At 47.1% G+C, this 15,651-nt stretch carries 17 protein-coding genes; 14 read left to right on the forward strand and 3 right to left on the reverse strand.

Annotated elements, in window-relative coordinates; translation table 11 throughout:
* The first annotated feature begins 190 nt into the window (after window positions 1-190).
* Genes DU002_RS10780 through DU002_RS10805 form a run of 6 tightly spaced genes read left to right on the forward strand, consistent with a single transcriptional unit; the run spans window position 191 to window position 5,147 of the window.
* Complete coding sequence (locus DU002_RS10780; protein ID WP_114338402.1) at window positions 191-970, forward strand: DUF3450 domain-containing protein; 780 nt, start codon at window positions 191-193, stop codon at window positions 968-970.
* Complete coding sequence (locus DU002_RS10785) at window positions 967-2,319, forward strand: MotA/TolQ/ExbB proton channel family protein (protein WP_114338403.1); 1,353 nt, start codon at window positions 967-969, stop codon at window positions 2,317-2,319. Before DU002_RS10780 ends, DU002_RS10785 begins: the two co-directional genes overlap by 4 nt.
* A 2-nt stretch (window positions 2,320-2,321) precedes the next feature.
* Window positions 2,322-2,846, forward strand: coding sequence for a MotA/TolQ/ExbB proton channel family protein (locus DU002_RS10790; RefSeq protein WP_114338621.1), 525 nt, complete (start codon window positions 2,322-2,324; stop codon window positions 2,844-2,846).
* 14 nt (window positions 2,847-2,860) lie between these two features.
* Window positions 2,861-3,262: an ExbD/TolR family protein gene (locus DU002_RS10795; RefSeq protein WP_114338404.1), complete on the forward strand. Its 402-nt coding sequence runs from the start codon at window positions 2,861-2,863 to the stop codon at window positions 3,260-3,262.
* Window positions 3,263-3,264: 2 nt separating this feature from the next.
* On the forward strand, window positions 3,265-3,879 hold the full coding sequence (locus DU002_RS10800) for an energy transducer TonB (protein WP_114338405.1): 615 nt from the start codon (window positions 3,265-3,267) through the stop codon (window positions 3,877-3,879).
* The gene (locus tag DU002_RS10805) at window positions 3,879-5,147 is read left to right on the forward strand and encodes a tetratricopeptide repeat protein (RefSeq protein ID WP_114338406.1); all 1,269 of its coding nucleotides are present in this window, start codon (window positions 3,879-3,881) and stop codon (window positions 5,145-5,147) included. The genes DU002_RS10800 and DU002_RS10805 overlap by 1 nt, the downstream gene beginning before the upstream one ends.
* A gap of 37 nt (window positions 5,148-5,184) precedes the next feature.
* Here the strand turns inward: DU002_RS10805 and DU002_RS10810 are convergent, their stop codons facing one another.
* Window positions 5,185-5,718, reverse strand: a complete 534-nt coding sequence (locus DU002_RS10810) for a GGDEF domain-containing protein (protein ID WP_114338407.1) — start codon at window positions 5,716-5,718, stop codon at window positions 5,185-5,187.
* A gap of 77 nt (window positions 5,719-5,795) precedes the next feature.
* Between DU002_RS10810 and DU002_RS10815 the strand changes: the two genes are divergently transcribed.
* Window positions 5,796-7,580, forward strand: a complete 1,785-nt coding sequence (locus DU002_RS10815; RefSeq protein WP_114338408.1) for a DUF885 domain-containing protein — start codon at window positions 5,796-5,798, stop codon at window positions 7,578-7,580.
* 49 nt (window positions 7,581-7,629) lie between these two features.
* On the opposite strand, the gene DU002_RS10820 is transcribed toward DU002_RS10815, so the two are convergent.
* Entirely contained in the window at window positions 7,630-8,022 is a 393-nt protein-coding gene (locus DU002_RS10820) for a TraR/DksA C4-type zinc finger protein (RefSeq protein ID WP_114338409.1), read from the reverse strand.
* Between the two features lie 80 nt (window positions 8,023-8,102).
* The gene (locus tag DU002_RS10825) at window positions 8,103-9,062 is read right to left on the reverse strand and encodes a tRNA-dihydrouridine synthase (protein ID WP_114338410.1); all 960 of its coding nucleotides are present in this window, start codon (window positions 9,060-9,062) and stop codon (window positions 8,103-8,105) included.
* 231 nt (window positions 9,063-9,293) lie between these two features.
* On the opposite strand from DU002_RS10825, the gene DU002_RS10830 reads away from it, so the two are divergent.
* The 7 genes from DU002_RS10830 to DU002_RS10860 all read left to right on the forward strand — a co-directional run bounded on the left by DU002_RS10830 (window position 9,294) and on the right by DU002_RS10860 (window position 15,648).
* Window positions 9,294-9,680: an HvfA family oxazolone/thioamide-modified RiPP metallophore gene (locus DU002_RS10830; RefSeq protein WP_114338411.1), complete on the forward strand. Its 387-nt coding sequence runs from the start codon at window positions 9,294-9,296 to the stop codon at window positions 9,678-9,680.
* A 91-nt stretch (window positions 9,681-9,771) separates the two neighbouring features.
* Window positions 9,772-10,620 (forward strand): HvfB family MNIO-type RiPP peptide maturase, encoded by an 849-nt coding sequence (locus tag DU002_RS10835; protein WP_114338412.1) that lies wholly within the window; start codon window positions 9,772-9,774, stop codon window positions 10,618-10,620.
* Window positions 10,617-11,372 (forward strand): HvfC family RiPP maturation protein, encoded by a 756-nt coding sequence (locus DU002_RS10840; RefSeq protein WP_114338413.1) that lies wholly within the window; start codon window positions 10,617-10,619, stop codon window positions 11,370-11,372. Before DU002_RS10835 ends, DU002_RS10840 begins: the two co-directional genes overlap by 4 nt.
* Before the next feature lie 472 nt (window positions 11,373-11,844).
* On the forward strand, window positions 11,845-12,210 hold the full coding sequence (locus tag DU002_RS10845) for a response regulator (protein WP_114338414.1): 366 nt from the start codon (window positions 11,845-11,847) through the stop codon (window positions 12,208-12,210).
* 97 nt (window positions 12,211-12,307) lie between these two features.
* The gene (gene apt / locus DU002_RS10850) at window positions 12,308-12,853 is read left to right on the forward strand and encodes an adenine phosphoribosyltransferase (protein ID WP_114338415.1); all 546 of its coding nucleotides are present in this window, start codon (window positions 12,308-12,310) and stop codon (window positions 12,851-12,853) included.
* A gap of 5 nt (window positions 12,854-12,858) precedes the next feature.
* Window positions 12,859-15,246 (forward strand): DNA polymerase III subunit gamma/tau, encoded by a 2,388-nt coding sequence (gene dnaX / locus DU002_RS10855; protein ID WP_114338416.1) that lies wholly within the window; start codon window positions 12,859-12,861, stop codon window positions 15,244-15,246.
* Window positions 15,247-15,321: 75 nt separating this feature from the next.
* Window positions 15,322-15,648 (forward strand): YbaB/EbfC family nucleoid-associated protein, encoded by a 327-nt coding sequence (locus DU002_RS10860; protein ID WP_114338417.1) that lies wholly within the window; start codon window positions 15,322-15,324, stop codon window positions 15,646-15,648.
* Window positions 15,649-15,651 lie beyond the last annotated feature (3 nt).

A 15,651-nucleotide genomic window follows, 5' to 3' on the forward strand; every position in this document is an offset into this window, starting at 1 on the left:
CATATGCTTTACAGTTATCTACATTCAAAATGAAACGTTTGGCATGATTTATTGACATTTCTGGCAAGATCTAAGAGGATTTGTCAGTTGTTGTGCGCTGTTTGCACACGCTAATAATAAGAAAGACAATAGCCAAAAAAAACCCATGATCCGTCATGGAAATTCTAACGCCAATAGTTGGTTGGGAACTATGTCCAGAGTATTAAAGAAAAGCCTTATCGCTTCTGCGTTGGCTGGGGCTTTTGCCTTCGCTACCGTGAGCGCTACAGCGGAACCGCTTTCTGATGTCCAGGCAGAATCGGTCCGTATTCATAAAGAAGCTGCAAAGTCACAGGATAAGATCGATAGCCTGTACGAGCAGAGCCAAGATCTGCTTGTTGAGTATCGTGAAGTCGTCGACCAGACTGAAAATTTAAAAGTTTATAACGATCATTTACAGCGCCTTGTCAATGATCAAAATGCCGTTCTTTCTTCGCTTCAAACGCAAATAGATGGTATCGAAGAGACCCGCCAAGGTGTTGTTCCACTGATGTATCGCATGATCGATACGCTGGAACAGTTTATTGCTCTCGATGTGCCTATTCTGCTCAAAGATCGTACTGAACGCGTTGAGCGCCTACGTGAGCTGATGGGGCGGTCTGACGTTACCACTTCTGAGAAATATCGTCAGGTGCTAGAGGCTTACCAGATCGAAAACGATTACGGTAACAAGATTGCATCCTATCAAGGTGAACTAGAGCTTGATGGCTCTGTTGTCACAGTTGATCTTTTCCACTTGGGTCGTGTGGTTTTTGTTGCTCAGTCACTAGATCAGAAAAATGCTTGGGTTTGGGATAACGACGCCCGAGCTTGGCAAGTGCTTGGTGATGAATATCTGAATCCGATTACTCAAGCGATTCGTATGGCACGCAAGCAGGCTGCGGTCGATTTGATCAAACTACCTGTTAAAGCAGCGGAGAGTGGAAAATGAGAAAAGTTCTAGTAAGTATCTCAGTTGCTGCCGCTGTACTTTTCACAGCCTTACCAGCATCTGCAAACGTCGCGAGCCTTGACCAACTGCTCAAACAGGTGAAGCAAGATCGCATCAGCGAACGCAAGCTGAATAAGGAACGTGAGCAGGAATTCCTTGATGAGCGAGCAGACAAACTCTCTCTATTGAAAAAAGCTAAAAGAGCGCAGGCAGCAGAAGAAGCTCGCCAAGTTAAACTACAAAAGCAGTTTAACGCGAATGAATTAGCTTTAGTCGAAAAAGAGACTGAGTTGGAGAATGCCAAGGGTACCTTGGGTGAAATGTTTGGTGTGGTTCGCCAAGCAGCCGGTGATACCGTTGGCCGTATTTCTACTTCCATCGTTAGCGCTCAATATAAAGGCCGAGGCGAGCTGCTGTCTAAATTGGCTGAAGCTAAAGAGCTACCAACCCTGAAAGAGTTGGAAGATCTTTGGTTTGCTCTTCAGACCGAAATGACAGAATCAGGCAAAGTGGTTAAATTCAACGCCGAGGTTGTCGAACTTGAAGGTGGTAGCACCGAGCAAACTGTTACTCGTGTCGGTACTTTTAACCTCCTAGGTGAAGATAAGTACCTGTTGTTTGGTTCTGATACAGCAACAGTGCAGCCATTAGGTCGTCAGCCTGACGGCTACATCGTTGGCGCAGTTTCTACGTTCAATCAAGCAACGGCAGGCTTCGAACCTTTGTACATCGATCCATCACAGGGATTGATTTTAGGTTTACAGACAGCGAAAGCGACGATTACAGAGCGTTATCATCAAGGTGGTTTGGTTGGTTACATCATTACCGGCGTGCTAGCGCTTGGTTTCTTGATCGCTATTGAACGCTTTATTACCTTGGGCTTGATTGGTGCCAAGATCCGTCGTCAATTGAAAAATACTGATGCGCCTAATGAAGGCAACCCTCTGGGCCGTATTCTTAAGGTATATCAAGAGAACAAGGCTTCGGATACCGAAAATCTTGAACTCAAACTTGATGAAGCTGTGTTACGTGAGACTCCTAGAATCGAACGTGGTGTAGCCATTATCAAAATCTTAGCCGCAATTGCCCCACTATTGGGTCTGTTAGGTACTGTAACGGGTATGATTAAAACGTTTGAATCAATCACACTGTTTGGTACTGGCGATCCTAAAGTGATGGCTGGCTCTATCTCTATGGCATTGGTAACAACGGCCCAGGGCCTAATTGCTGCATTGCCATTGATCCTTGTGCATAGCTTGGTTGCTGCTCGCAGCAAGAGCATTGTTCAAGTACTTGACGAGCAGAGCGCTGGAATTGTGGCCGCTCATGCGGAGCAGGAGAAAGCCTAATGATGATTTACCTGATGGAGCTTTGGGAATCTGTCAGGAACTTCATCGCTACTGGCGGTGACGTCCTCTGGATCGTTGCGGCCGCGCTTTTCCTAATGTGGGTACTAATGATCGAAAGATATTGGTTCCTCTACGTTGAGTTTCCTCGTGTTCGCAACGCTATCGTTGCGAATTGGGATGCTCGCGCAGATACCACTTCATGGTACGCACACAGGATCCGTGAGGCCTGGATTTCCGAAGCGGCTGAAAAGCTGAATGCACGCATGCTGTTTATCAAAACGCTGGTGGCTATTTGTCCACTGATCGGTTTGCTTGGCACCGTTACAGGTATGATCGCGGTATTTGAGATCATGGCTGTTCAAGGTACGGGTAACCCACGTTTGATGGCATCAGGTATCTCGATGGCAACTGTCCCTACAATGGCAGGAATGGTTGCTGCATTATCAGGCGTATTTTTTAGTTCACGCCTTGAGGCCAAAGTTAAAGTGGCCCGCGAGAGTCTGATCGACAGCTTGCCGCATCATTAAAGAGAGATTTTGAGATGGCACGTAAACATAGAAGCCAAGAAGAGGAAGCCGGCATTGATATGACGCCGATGCTCGACATCGTATTTATCATGCTGATCTTCTTTATTGTGACGACCTCCTTCGTTAAGGAAGCGGGTATTGAAGTTCTTCGTCCAAAAGCATCAACTGCAACTAAGCAGAAGAATGCTAACATTTTTATTGCTGTTCGTGAGAATGGCGAAATTTGGATGGACAAGCGTATGGTTGATGTAGAGCGTGTTGGCGCTAATATCGAACGTATGCTGGCAGAGCAGCCTACTGATACTGTGGTTATTCAAGCTGACGTCGAAGCCAAACATGGTGTCGTTGTTAAAGTGATGGACCAAGTGAAGCAGGCAGGTATCGACAAGATATCGGTTGCCGCGGAGAATAACTAACTATGGTACGGTTACTGATTTCCCTATTGTTGGGCGTAGCCGTCACCTTCGGTCTGTTCGTATTTATGGCTGCTCTCATTGGAGGGGGGCCTAAACGGCACGAAGCGGGTGCTCCAACGCCCGTGATCGATATCGTGATGGATAAACCCAAATCGTCGGTACAGGAACGTCGTCGTGTTCCGCCACCGCCACCACCGCCACCTAAACAGCCGCCAAAGGCGCCACCAGTTGAGCCAGATCCAGTAGATAACTCTGCACCGGGTATTTCTCTTGATGTACCTGCTGTTGATATATCTTCAGATGCTGGCGGAATGGGGGGCCCTGGTGCGATTAAGAAGGAGGGGGACGCGACGCCTAAAGTCCGTATTCCACCTGATTATCCGCCCAAAGCTGCTCGAGATGGTATCGAAGGTTGGGTGAAACTGCGCTTTACTATCGGTACAGACGGGCGACCTAAGGACATCAAAGTCCTTGAAGGGCAGCCCAAGCGTGTATTTGATAAAAACGCTAAGCGAGCTCTGCGTAAATGGGTTTATGACCCTAAATTTGTAGACGGTAAAGCGGTGGAGCAGCCAGGTATTGTTGTTCAGTTAGACTTCAGTTTGGGAGGGGATTGATGATTAAGAATATAGCTATCGCATTATTCGCGACAGTCTTCGCTTTTAGTCTTCCTGTCGCAAATACAGTGAGTGCGGCTGAGAAAGATCCTGTTGCAGAGAAGCATAAAAAGCGTAAAACGCGCTTGTTGTCTCAGAACTTAGGTAAGAAAGTAACACGCGCTTTTGAAGCATATTCAGAAAACAATGACATCCCTGGTGCCATTGAAATCCTGAACGATGTAAAGAAGAAAGCGAGTAAAGCTTACGATAAAGCCTACATTGACCGGTTCTTAGGTAACATGTATGCACTTCAAGAGGGACAGACTAAAAAGGCTGTTGAACTCTTGAAGGCTTCTGTCGAGCCCGATGTATTGAACACTGCAGAGCAGGCTCAATCTTTGCGATTGTTGGCAGATTTGCAGATGCAAGCAGAGATGTTTGCCGATGCAATTACGTCTTATGATGCGTGGATGGAATTTACTGGAAAGCAAGATGTTTCAGTCTATCTTCGAAAGGCGCAGGCTTATTATCAGATTGGTCGCTATGCCGATATGATTGCCCCCATTGATCAGGCTATTGCGGTTTCTAGTAAGCCTGAAAAGAACGCCTACGTATTAAAGCTTTCTTCTTACTATGAGCAGAAAGACTTTAAGAAGAGTGTTCGCGTATTAGAGGAACTTGTTAGCCTATTTCCTGAAGATACACGTTGGTGGCCACAGCTTGGCATGTTTTATATGATGGTTGATGAGTATCAAAAAGCGCTGGCGACGATGGAACTTGCTTATAAGCAAAAGATCCTCGAAAAGCCAAATGAAATTAAAGCGCTTGCTCAGCTTTATGCGACAAATGGAATGCCTTACAAATCTGCAGTGATTCAGGATAAATACTTGAAATCTGGTTTGCTTGAACGCAATGAACAAAGCCTGTCTGTTTTGGCTAATACATGGCATTCAGCAAAAGAGATTGATCGCGCTGCTGAGTACTATAAGGCCGCTGCAGAACTGACCGGTGATGCTAACTATTGGCGCAAGTTGGCTAATTTGCAGTTGCAAAATCAGAACTATCAGCAAGCAGCCGATGCTTACCATAAAGCTCTGGAACTAGGGGTAACAAACCCTGGACGCATCTATATGTCTTTGGTTGAGGCCTACCTCTATCAGAACAACTATAAAGATGCTTACGCCAGTGTTCTGAAGGCTAAGGAATATCCCAATACTAAGAAGTCAGCTACCAGCTGGACTGCTTATATTCGGGAAAAGGCAGGACGTAACGGCGTTAAGCTTTAGAATCAACGGCTTCTTCGGAAGCCGTTTTTATTTCTATTTAGTGTCTCATTGCGTGTATCGATAAACGTTCCAGTTCAAACTGGTTTTGCCCTTTTTGTTCTGCGGCGTTCGTTAATCTTTGTAGTTCAGCGAATAAAGAGTCGATCTCAATATCTGGTGATGGCAGGACGTTCAAAGCCCCGATGGCAATGTTTACTGGAGCGCCGTTTTCCTCGCTTTGGCTGATCTGCAATTGTTCTAACATAGCAAACAGTCGGTTCAGTACGGTCTCTGTACCGGATTCATTGAGATTGAAAAGGCAAAGTGTAAATAACATGGGATCGATTCGGGAAACGATGTCGGTAGCGCGATAAGTGCTGTCTTCAAGTAATCTGGCTAATTTGTTTAGCAAAAGCTTTTGTTGTGCTTGTGGCGTGTGCGGTAAATGTGGATCAATTAATAAGATGGAAAGTGATTGCTGCTCTCGAAGTTGTCGTTTCCATTCCCGTTGAAACACCTCTAAGAAGTAGGCTTGGTTATATAAACCTGTAACAACGTCCCTAAATGCACTATTTCGATAGGAAAAAATCATAACAATCGGCTCTGAGTTTTATTATCGTAGTTAGCTCAAGTATAGAACGCAGTCGATGGATAGGTTGGAAGTAAGTGATGCAACGAATTATTTTTATCATAGCCTTTGTACTTTTTTTATCAGGTTGTGAACCCAAATCTGACATAACTGTTCAGTCCGCTAAATCAGCTGATCAAGCCGTCACAACTTTGGTTGATGGTTACTTAGATGAAGTGCTAGCGTTAGACCCTTTGTATGCGCCATTCATGGGGGAGTATCAGTATAATGGTGTGCTGGGCAACGATCTTACCGACGCTTATTTACATGCTAGGCATGAGTTGAATGCCAGCTATGAAGAAAAGGCCGAAGCGATCCCTAGGGATAAGTTATCTGCGGCACGAAAGTTAACCTTGGATATATTTCTGTACGATCGCCAAGTCGATCTCGCAGATGAAACGTTTCCACAGCGTTTTATGCCGATTAATCAGTTCTATTCTCGCTACAGCACATTTGTGCAACTTGGCAGTGGGGAGAGCGCACAACCCTTTACTACAGAAAAAGACTATCGTGATTTTATGGCGCGCATGGCCGGCTTTGAACTTTGGGTTGATGATGTCATCGTCAGGATGCGAGAAGGGGCCGAGAGTCGCGTTGTGTTGCCGAAGATATTAGTTGAGCGAATGCTTGAGCAGATATCGTCACAACTGGTTACCGATATAGACACCAGTACTTTTGTACAGCCACTTAAGCAGCTTCCTTCATCGTTGAGCGAAGAACAACAGCAACAGCTCCAGGCGGATTATCGCAAAGCAATTTCTGAACTCGTGATCCCTTCATTTACTAAGCTCTACCGCTTTTTGAACGATGAATATCTTATGTTAGCGAGAGGCTCTGATGGGATGTGGGATCTGCCGAACGGCGCGACCTGGTATCAACATCTGGCCAATCGTCATACAACAACCGAGATGCCAGTGGAAAAGATCCACCATATTGGTTTAGGGGAAGTTGCTCGGATCCGGAATGAGATGGAAGCAGTGCGTCAACGAGTAGGGTTTACTGGTGATCTTTCAGCATTCTTGCAGCACCTGGCATCTGACCCAAGTTATTTTTTTAGTGACAAAAGTCAGCTGATCGCAGGCTATAGTGGCTTAAAAGCGCAAATCAATGCTGTACTCCCTGCCTATTTTGACGTGATGCCTAAGACCGACTATGAAGTTCGGCCCGTTGAGGCATTCAGAGAGCAGTCTGCAGCGGGAGCCTCTTACGAGCCTGGCTCTCCTGACGGTTCTCGTCCGGGTGTTTTTTATATCAATACATACAATTTGCAAGCGCAACCTAAGTGGGGGATGACCACCTTATCGTTACACGAAGCTGCCCCTGGGCACCATTTTCAAATCACTATTCAGCAAGAGTTGGACGATCTGCCTGCCTATCAGAGGTTTAGTAGTGCGACAGCCTTTGTTGAGGGGTGGGCGCTCTATGCGGAATATCTTGGAATGGAGATGGGCCTGTTTAAAGATCCCTATCAATACTTTGGAAAGTTGAGCGATGAAATGTTGCGCGCGATGCGCTTGGTTGTCGACACAGGTCTACATGCCAAAGGCTGGAGTCGAGAGCAAGCCATCCAATATATGCTGGATAATTCCGCCATGGCGAAGTCTGACGTCGTCGCTGAAGTTGAACGCTATATGGCGATCCCAGGCCAAGCCTTATCTTATAAGATTGGCCAGCTGAAAATCATTGAGCTAAGGGAGAAGGCTGAAGCTGCTTTGGGTGAGCGATTCGAGCTGCGTGAATTCCACAACCAAGTATTGCTCGATGGCAGTTTGCCGTTGGCAGTACTTGAAGAGAAGGTGGATAATTGGATTAACTCTTTTTCTTGAGTTGAAGTGGCCGCACTGGTTCAAGTGCGGCCATTTATCTGAGGTTCACTTAGAGCCAGACTCGTTTGCTACTGGCTGATAATTGGTTGAATTTAGCTTCGCAGATGCCACAACGCTGCTGGGAAGGCTCCTGGAGTAAGCGTTCTAGGGTAATTGGGCTTTCGCAATCAGAGCAGAGCCCATACAGACCCAGCTCAATTTGCTGCTGTGCGGCCGCAATGCCTTCAAGTTTTCTTCTTATCTGGAAAGAGGCATCGTCATTGCACTGATAGAGAAAGTCTATCCAGTGGTCGATGCTGTTGGGCTGTTTGATATCGCCATTGGCTGCCAATGCTTGTGATGAAATGTGCAACGCCTGTGCTTGTTTACACAGGGCATCAGCTTGTTGCGATAGCATATCTTCAAACTTCTCTTGGTGCTGTTTGCTCAAAGGGCTACACATGTAAGCTACCGTTTTGACCTAATAAAAATACAAAATGTGATGTAGCTATCATAGGTAACGGCTTGGCTATTTCGGATGACCTAAATCAAATCGCTTGAATGCTGCCAAAGAACTCTGACTATTTCTTGATCTGACGTCAATTTGCGGATCCTGTTAAAGGCTTCTTTTGCTTTGGGGTGACGGAGGGCTAATTGCGCCAACCATTGCTTAGTTCGATTGGCAAAATAGGCTCTATTGCGTGAACGCATTGTCAGACGGTAGAAGTAACCCAGTTCAATTTTTATTGCTTGCCAATCATCCGGGGGGATCTTAACGCCTCTATTGGCTCCCTTTATTTGTGCTGCCAAATTGGGCATACGCAGGGCTCCACGACCTAACATGATGTCATCACAACCACTTTCGTCTCGACACTGGCGGTAATCATCAGGGCTCCAAATGTCACCGTTGGCTATTACCGGTATTTTAAGGTGCGAGCGGATTTTTCCTATGCGTCGCCAGTCGGCAGGCGGCAGGTAGCCTTGTGCTTTGGTGCGGCCGTGAATGATGAGACTGTTAGCGCCTGCGCCTTCTATCGCCAGCGCATTATCTTCCGCTAGCTGGCAATCTTCCCACCCTAAGCGAATTTTTACCGACAGTTGACTACTGGAGGGGATAGCAGCTCTAACGCTGGCAACGATACGTTCAATCTGTGCTGTGGATTGTAAAAGTATTGCGCCTCCGCGGCTTTTATTAACGGTTTTGGCTGGGCAACCAAAATTCAGGTCGATCCCTTGCGACCCTAGTGAAATCGCTCTGGCGGCGTTTTCTGCTAACAGCTCGGGATCTTGACCCAAGAGCTGTATTCTCACCGGAGTACCGCTCGGTGTCTTGCCCCCTAATGCGAGCTCAGGGCAGTAACGGCGAAAGACTCTATTCGGTAATAGACCATCAGAAACCCGAACAAACTCCGTCATGCAAAGATCGAAATTACCCCGCCTGGTCAAGAGATCGCGCATGACGTCATCCATCACGCCTTCCATTGGGGCCAAATATATTTGCATGGGTAGAAGCCGGCTTCTGTTGTTCAATTCGCAGCAGTTTAATCGCTTGTTTTAGAGGCGTCACGCGGTTCTACCTTTCTTGTTCTAAACTATGTTGATCAAAATCATTGAAAAAAAGTGAAATAAAAATCTGGCCGGTAAGGTCTTATCAAATACATCGGGGCTGTGGCTGAAGCAACGACTCGATATTAACCACAACAAAATTGTTAAATACGTAAAAAGGAAATCGTTATGAACAAGATTAAGAAAACTAGCGTTGCAGCAGCTCTGGGTGCGGTTGTTATTGGTTCATTAGCCGCTCTGCCGGCACATGCTGAAGCAAATCCATTTGCGGTGCAGGATCTGGTCGCTGGTTATCAACTTGATGGCGCTGAAGGTAAGTGCGGCGAAGGCAAGTGTGGTGAAGGTAAGAAATCAGCCAAAGAAGGTAAGTGCGGCGAAGGTAAATGCGGTGGCGAAAAGAAAGCTGCCAAAGAAGGTAAGTGCGGCGAAGGTAAATGCGGTGGCGAAAAGAAAGCCGCTAAAGAAGGCAAGTGCGGCGAAGGTAAATGTGGTGGCGAAAAGAAAGCTGCCAAAGAAGGTAAATGCGGCGAAGGCAAATGTGGTGGTGCTAAGTAACTACTAATTTGCTGGTGGAAACGCCATGGCATACAGCCAGCAGCAGCTGGCTGTAGTTGTTTCTGGGCATTGAGAAGTTCGGGGTAGTAAGATGAAGCCTGTTGACGAAATTAAAGGCGCCGGCTTAGGGCTGCGCAGAGAAATGCTGGATGATGCACTCGCTAAGTCAGCCAATGAGGTCGATTTTTGGGAAGTCGCTCCAGAAAACTGGATGCGATTGGGTGGTAAATTCGGCAAGCAATTTCGTCAGTTAACTGAGTGTCATCAGTTTTTATGTCATGGGTTGAGTTTGTCGATTGGTGCGCCACAGCCGTTGGACTTGGAGTTTGTTCGCCAGGTCAAAGCTTTTTTGGATGCACACCAAATTTCTTTGTATTCAGAACATCTCAGCTACTGCTCCGGTTACGGCCATCTTTATGACTTGCTTCCAATACCGTTCACAGAAGAAGCCGCACTCTATGTCGCGGATCGTGTAAAACAGGTGCAAGAGATATTAGAGCGCCCATTGGTTCTCGAAAATGTCTCTTATTATGCCGCGCCCGGCCAGGAGATTAATGAGCTCGATTTTATCAATCGAGTATTGGAAGAAGCGGACTGTGAGTTACTGTTAGATGTTAATAACATCTATGTGAATTCAGTTAATCATGGCTATGATCCGGTCACTTTTTTGCGCGGACTGCCGAGCAAACGGATCCGCTATATTCATGTCGCCGGGCACTATAACGAAGCCGATGATTTAATCGTTGATACCCATGGGGCGGACGTGATTGACCCGGTCTGGAATTTATTAAAGGAGGCGTATCGATTTCATGGGGTACTTCCGACTTTATTAGAAAGGGATTTTAACTTACCGCCGATGAAAGAGTTGCTGCTAGAGGTTGATAAGATCCGCCAGATCCAGCAGAGCATCGCTGTTGAGCCTGAGGTGTTGATAGCATGAGATCATTTCAGGTCATTCAATATGAGTTGACTGAGCATATTCGTCAGCCACTTGATAACAAGCCTCCTAGCGGTATCGAAGAGCGTCGACTGAAGGTATACCGGGAACTATTTTTTAATAATGTCAAAGGCTTCATTGATTCAGCATTCCCTGTGCTTCATTCGCTTTATCATGAGGATGAGTGGCTCGTATTGGTGCGTCAGTTTTTTGCCTGCCATGATTGCCGATCTCCCATTTTTCTCGATATCTCCAATGAATTCGTGACCTTTCTTGCTGATGAATATCAGCTTGGAGATGCCGACCCGACATTTATGCGCGAGTTGGCCCATTACGAATGGGTCGAGCTTGCTGTGTCTGCTGCATTAGATACTGAGTCGGACGGATTTGTTGCTACCGCCCCGGAAACCTCTGAGCGACTAATGTTGGCTAATACCGCGATGGTGGTCAGCTACCAGTACCCTGTGCACCATATTAGTGTTGAGTTCCAGCCCGCAGCTGTGGGGGAACAGCCAACCTATTTAGCGGTGTATCGCGATCGTCAGGATGAGGTGTGTTTTCTAGAACTTAATGCGATGACTGCTCAGTTATTGCAAATGTTGAGTGAAACACCGGGTGGCACTATTACGACGTTAGCTGAACAGCTAATTGCTGTTGCTCCTCAGTTCAATATTGAGCAGTTAACAGGTGGAGTTGCGCAGATAGTTGCTCAGTTATCGCAGCGTGGAATTATTCGTCATTTTCATTCTGACTAATGCTTGTGACCGAGTGGCTTTTTCAGTAGCATGCGCGCTTTGTTTTGATCTAGATCAATTTGATGGTGTCGTATGTCTGAGCAACCGTTTAAAGAACCCTTTAATTTTGCCTATTTTTTGGGCTTTTTAGCTGTCCTGTTAATCCCTACCTTACCTGCCACTTTGACGTGGTTTAAGCTCGTAGGTTAAACACTGTCGAGGCTTTCACAACGGTGTTAGCCTTTCCCTTTGCTGTGCCTTCCTATATTCCTCTTGCTAGTTATTTTTAGCTTCTTTTTGATGAAACTTATCTGTTCAGGGATAGGTCATACCAAGTAGTCAATGTCGATCTGTACCGATGTATTGACGTAATTTATCGATTTTGTGATGGCTGTTTTACGTTGTTGCGGCATAGAGGCTAGCGATTAGAGGTGTTTTCTCTATAATGCCCCGCGATCGCCGCTCGTAGTCACCAGATAAGGACGTGAGGCAAATGGAACAAACAGTATTGTTAGTGGATGACAACATTAAAGTGCGTAAGGCCTTAGCCTTGCAGCTTCAAATGCTCGGTGTCTATATTGAACAAGCCGGTGATGGCTTGAGTGCATTAACTTATGCACGAAAACGTAGCTTTGCGGCTGTGGTTATCGATCAACGTATGCCTATTATGGATGGTATGACGTTGGCGAAAAACATTCGTCGACTTCCTGCCTACAGTAATACCCCTATTCTGTTGTTGAGCACGGATAGCCATTGCGAATATGATCGCCAGATAGTTGATGGCGTCCTATCCAAACCGATAAACGGTGACCTATTGCTGGAAACAATAAAGCAGTGCCACCGCTCGATGGCTGCCTAAATCTCCCTTCTGTGATGCAAGCCTGCGTGTGGCTTTTTCTGCATAGTGACGTTCTATGGTAATCTTTGTTCCAATGTTTTCCTAACAACAGATTTCCATGGATCCGCAGAACCTCGCCACTATTCGTAACAATATTAAAACCATTCCAGATTACCCCAAGCCGGGGATCCAGTTTAGGGATGTCACCTCACTGATCGAGCACGGAGAGGCGTTTTCTCTGGCCATCTCTCTGTTAACTGAGCCCTTTAAAAATACGGGTATCACCAAAGTTGTCGGTACCGAGGCTAGAGGTTTTATCTTTGGTGCTCCTGTCGCTCTTGCGCTAGGGGTTGGCTTTGTGCCGGTAAGAAAACCAAATAAGCTACCTCGCGAGACGATTGATGAGACCTATGAGCTCGAATACGGTATGGACACGTTGGAATTACACGTTGATGCCATTGAGCCAGGTGACAAAGTGCTGTTAGTTGACGACTTACTGGCGACAGGCGGCACCATTGAGGCCACGGCTAAGCTGGTTCGTCGTATGGGGGGAGAGGTTGTTGGTGCGAGTTTTGTTATCTCTTTGCCTGATATCGGTGGCGAGCAACGTTTAGTCGAGCACGGAATTGAGTGTCACTATCTATGTCAGTTTGAGGGTGATTAACACAGATGAGCTATCAGGCGTTAGCACGTACATGGCGGCCTCAAACCTTTGCTGAAGTTGTTGGCCAACCTCATGTTGTTCAGGCGATAAGTAACGGTATTGCACAACAGAGACTGCATCATGCTTTTCTCTTTAGTGGTACGCGAGGGGTGGGAAAAACCACCATCGCAAGGCTACTCGCAAAGAGTTTGAATTGTGAGCAGGGACCGACACCGACACCTTGCGGTGTATGCAGCGCCTGTATGGAGGTAAAGCAGGGCAACTTTGTTGACTTGATTGAAATTGATGCGGCGTCGCGTACCAAAGTCGAAGATACACGAGAGTTATTGGAAAACGTGCAGTATCGGCCGACTCGTGGGCGCTATAAGGTTTACTTGATTGATGAAGTGCATATGCTGTCTAAACACAGTTTCAATGCGCTGTTAAAAACTCTGGAAGAGCCGCCGCCCCATGTGAAATTTTTGCTGGCCACCACTGATCCGCAAAAATTGCCTATCACTATTTTATCCCGCTGCTTGCAGTTTAATCTTCGTAGTCTGTCGGTGGATGAGATATCAAATCATTTACGCTCGGTACTCAGTGCTGAGCAGATCCCGTTCGACAATGATGCGCTGATTGAGATCGCCCGTGCTGCTCGAGGTAGCATGCGGGATGCGCTTAGTTTGACCGACCAAGCGGTTGCTCACGGCAATGGCTCTGCGGCTTACCTGACGGTATGTCAGATGTTGGGTACGGTGCAACGTGAACAGCTGACGCAATTATTAGCCGCCATAGTCAAGGGCGATGGTTCCGCCGCGATGGCGCAAGTTGCCCACTTGGCTCAATACTCTCCTGATTTCGATAAACTGCTTTCCGAGTTGTCTGATGCGTTGCATCGTATTGCGATGTTGCAACAGATAGGTATGGATGATTCCATCGCACAGTCTGCCCTATGGCAGGGACTACCTGAATTAGCCGGTGGTATAGCCCCTGAGATGGTTCAGCTTTACTACCGTTTTATGGTCGAGGGACGCAGAGAGTTGCCACTTTCTCCTGATCCGCGGGTGGCTTTGGAAATGACGCTGTTACGTTGCCTGAGCTTTCGCCCAAAGGGAACTGAGCAGGGCGTTGAACCCAACAAGAACGTCAGCACTTTGAGTGCTCATGCTGATAGTGTGGTAACAAGCAGTGCAGAGCCGGGAGGGGAACCCCCGGTAGCAATAGTCGAATCTAGTGCCAACAAGACCACGCCGAAACCGGTAGAGCCTTTGAACAGGCCGTCAGATCTCCCAGTCTTGGATCCACAACCGCAAGCGGTTGCCGATGAGCCGGAAAAGCCTCCGCAGCAGCCCCATGGTAGCAGTGTTCCAGTGGCAGCCTATGCTGAGGCAGGCTCAAGTGTTGGCGTTAGTCATGATGAGGTAGAGGCGTCACCCGAGAGCGTAACTGCGCCGCTTGTGGTAGCGCCTGCGGTCATCGAGCATTCCACCACCGATAGTCATGCTGAGACAGATAACCAGAGTAGTGATGAGGAACAGTGGTCATCAAGTGACTCCGCCGCATTAAGTATGCAAGACGCACTGGTTAGGGAGCAGGAGCATATTATGTTGACTGCTACCGAGCATGGTTATTCGGGCAGTCAGCAAACTTCAGCACAGCAAACCGCTGTTCAGGATGTGGCAACTCAAGATGCCCCAGCACCGAATACCGAGGTTCAGAGCGGGGCGGGTAAGGCTATTGCCGCAAGAAATATTCTGCGTAGCCATAAACTGAATTTGGAGCGAAGCGGAAAAAAGCCTAAAGGGTTGGGCGCAACATCACCCAACCCGGTGATGTTAAACAGGCCACAGCCTATCGAAACAAGTCAGCAAGAGATAACGTCACAACAGCAAGCAGTGACTGAGAATACAGCGGATGCTGATAGCGGCGGACAAAGCTCAATACCGACAAACTCTGTTAATCAAGCCGCTTCAGTGCCAGTTACGGCTGATTCGGTAAGCAAAAAAGCGCCATCAAAACGCAAATTACTGCCTACCGATGATGTGTGGAGCAAGTTGATTGAGCTTTGCGAACTCGGTGGGATCGTGCGGCAACTTGCTATCAACTCGGTACTAATTGAGCAGGGAGATGTTTGGCGTCTGGGGTTAGTGGCAGAACAAAAGCACCTGGCAACGGAACGCTTACAGGCACAGTTGGTCGAAGCATTAAGTGATCTGTCTGGGCAGCGTATCTCTTTAGTCATCGACCTGGCTCAAGAGGACGCAGATGAAACTCCTCGGCAGATACAGCAGCGTTTAAAAAACGAGTTGTTGGAGCGAACGAAACAGATCATCAACGCCGATCTGAATGTTCAGTTTTTCGTTGAGCAGTTCGATGCCAGCGTTGATGATGATTCTATCAAGCCATTAACTTGAAATATTGAGTCGCCCTGAGTATGTTGGCGGCATCAAAAGTTCATCTGTAATGATGATAAAAATGAGGAAAGAACGATGATGAAAGGTGGCTTAGGCAACCTGATGAAACAGGCGCAGCAGATGCAGGATAAAATGCAGAAGCTGCAGGAAGAGATCGCCAATATGGAAGTCACCGGTGAAGCCGGTGCTGGTCTTGTTAAGGTCACCATGACTGGTAGTCATAGCGTACGTCGTGTTGAGATTGATCCTAGCCTGATGGAAGATGACAAAGAGATGGTGGAAGATCTGGTGGCTGCAGCCGTCAATGACGCCGTTCGTCGTATCGAGGAAACCAATAAGAGTAAGATGGCGGAAGCCACTGGTGGTATGAAATTACCTCCAGGTATGAAGATGCCTTTTTAGTAA

The organism is Corallincola holothuriorum, assembly GCF_003336225.1.
GTDB lineage: Bacteria > Pseudomonadota > Gammaproteobacteria > Enterobacterales > Neiellaceae > Corallincola > Corallincola holothuriorum.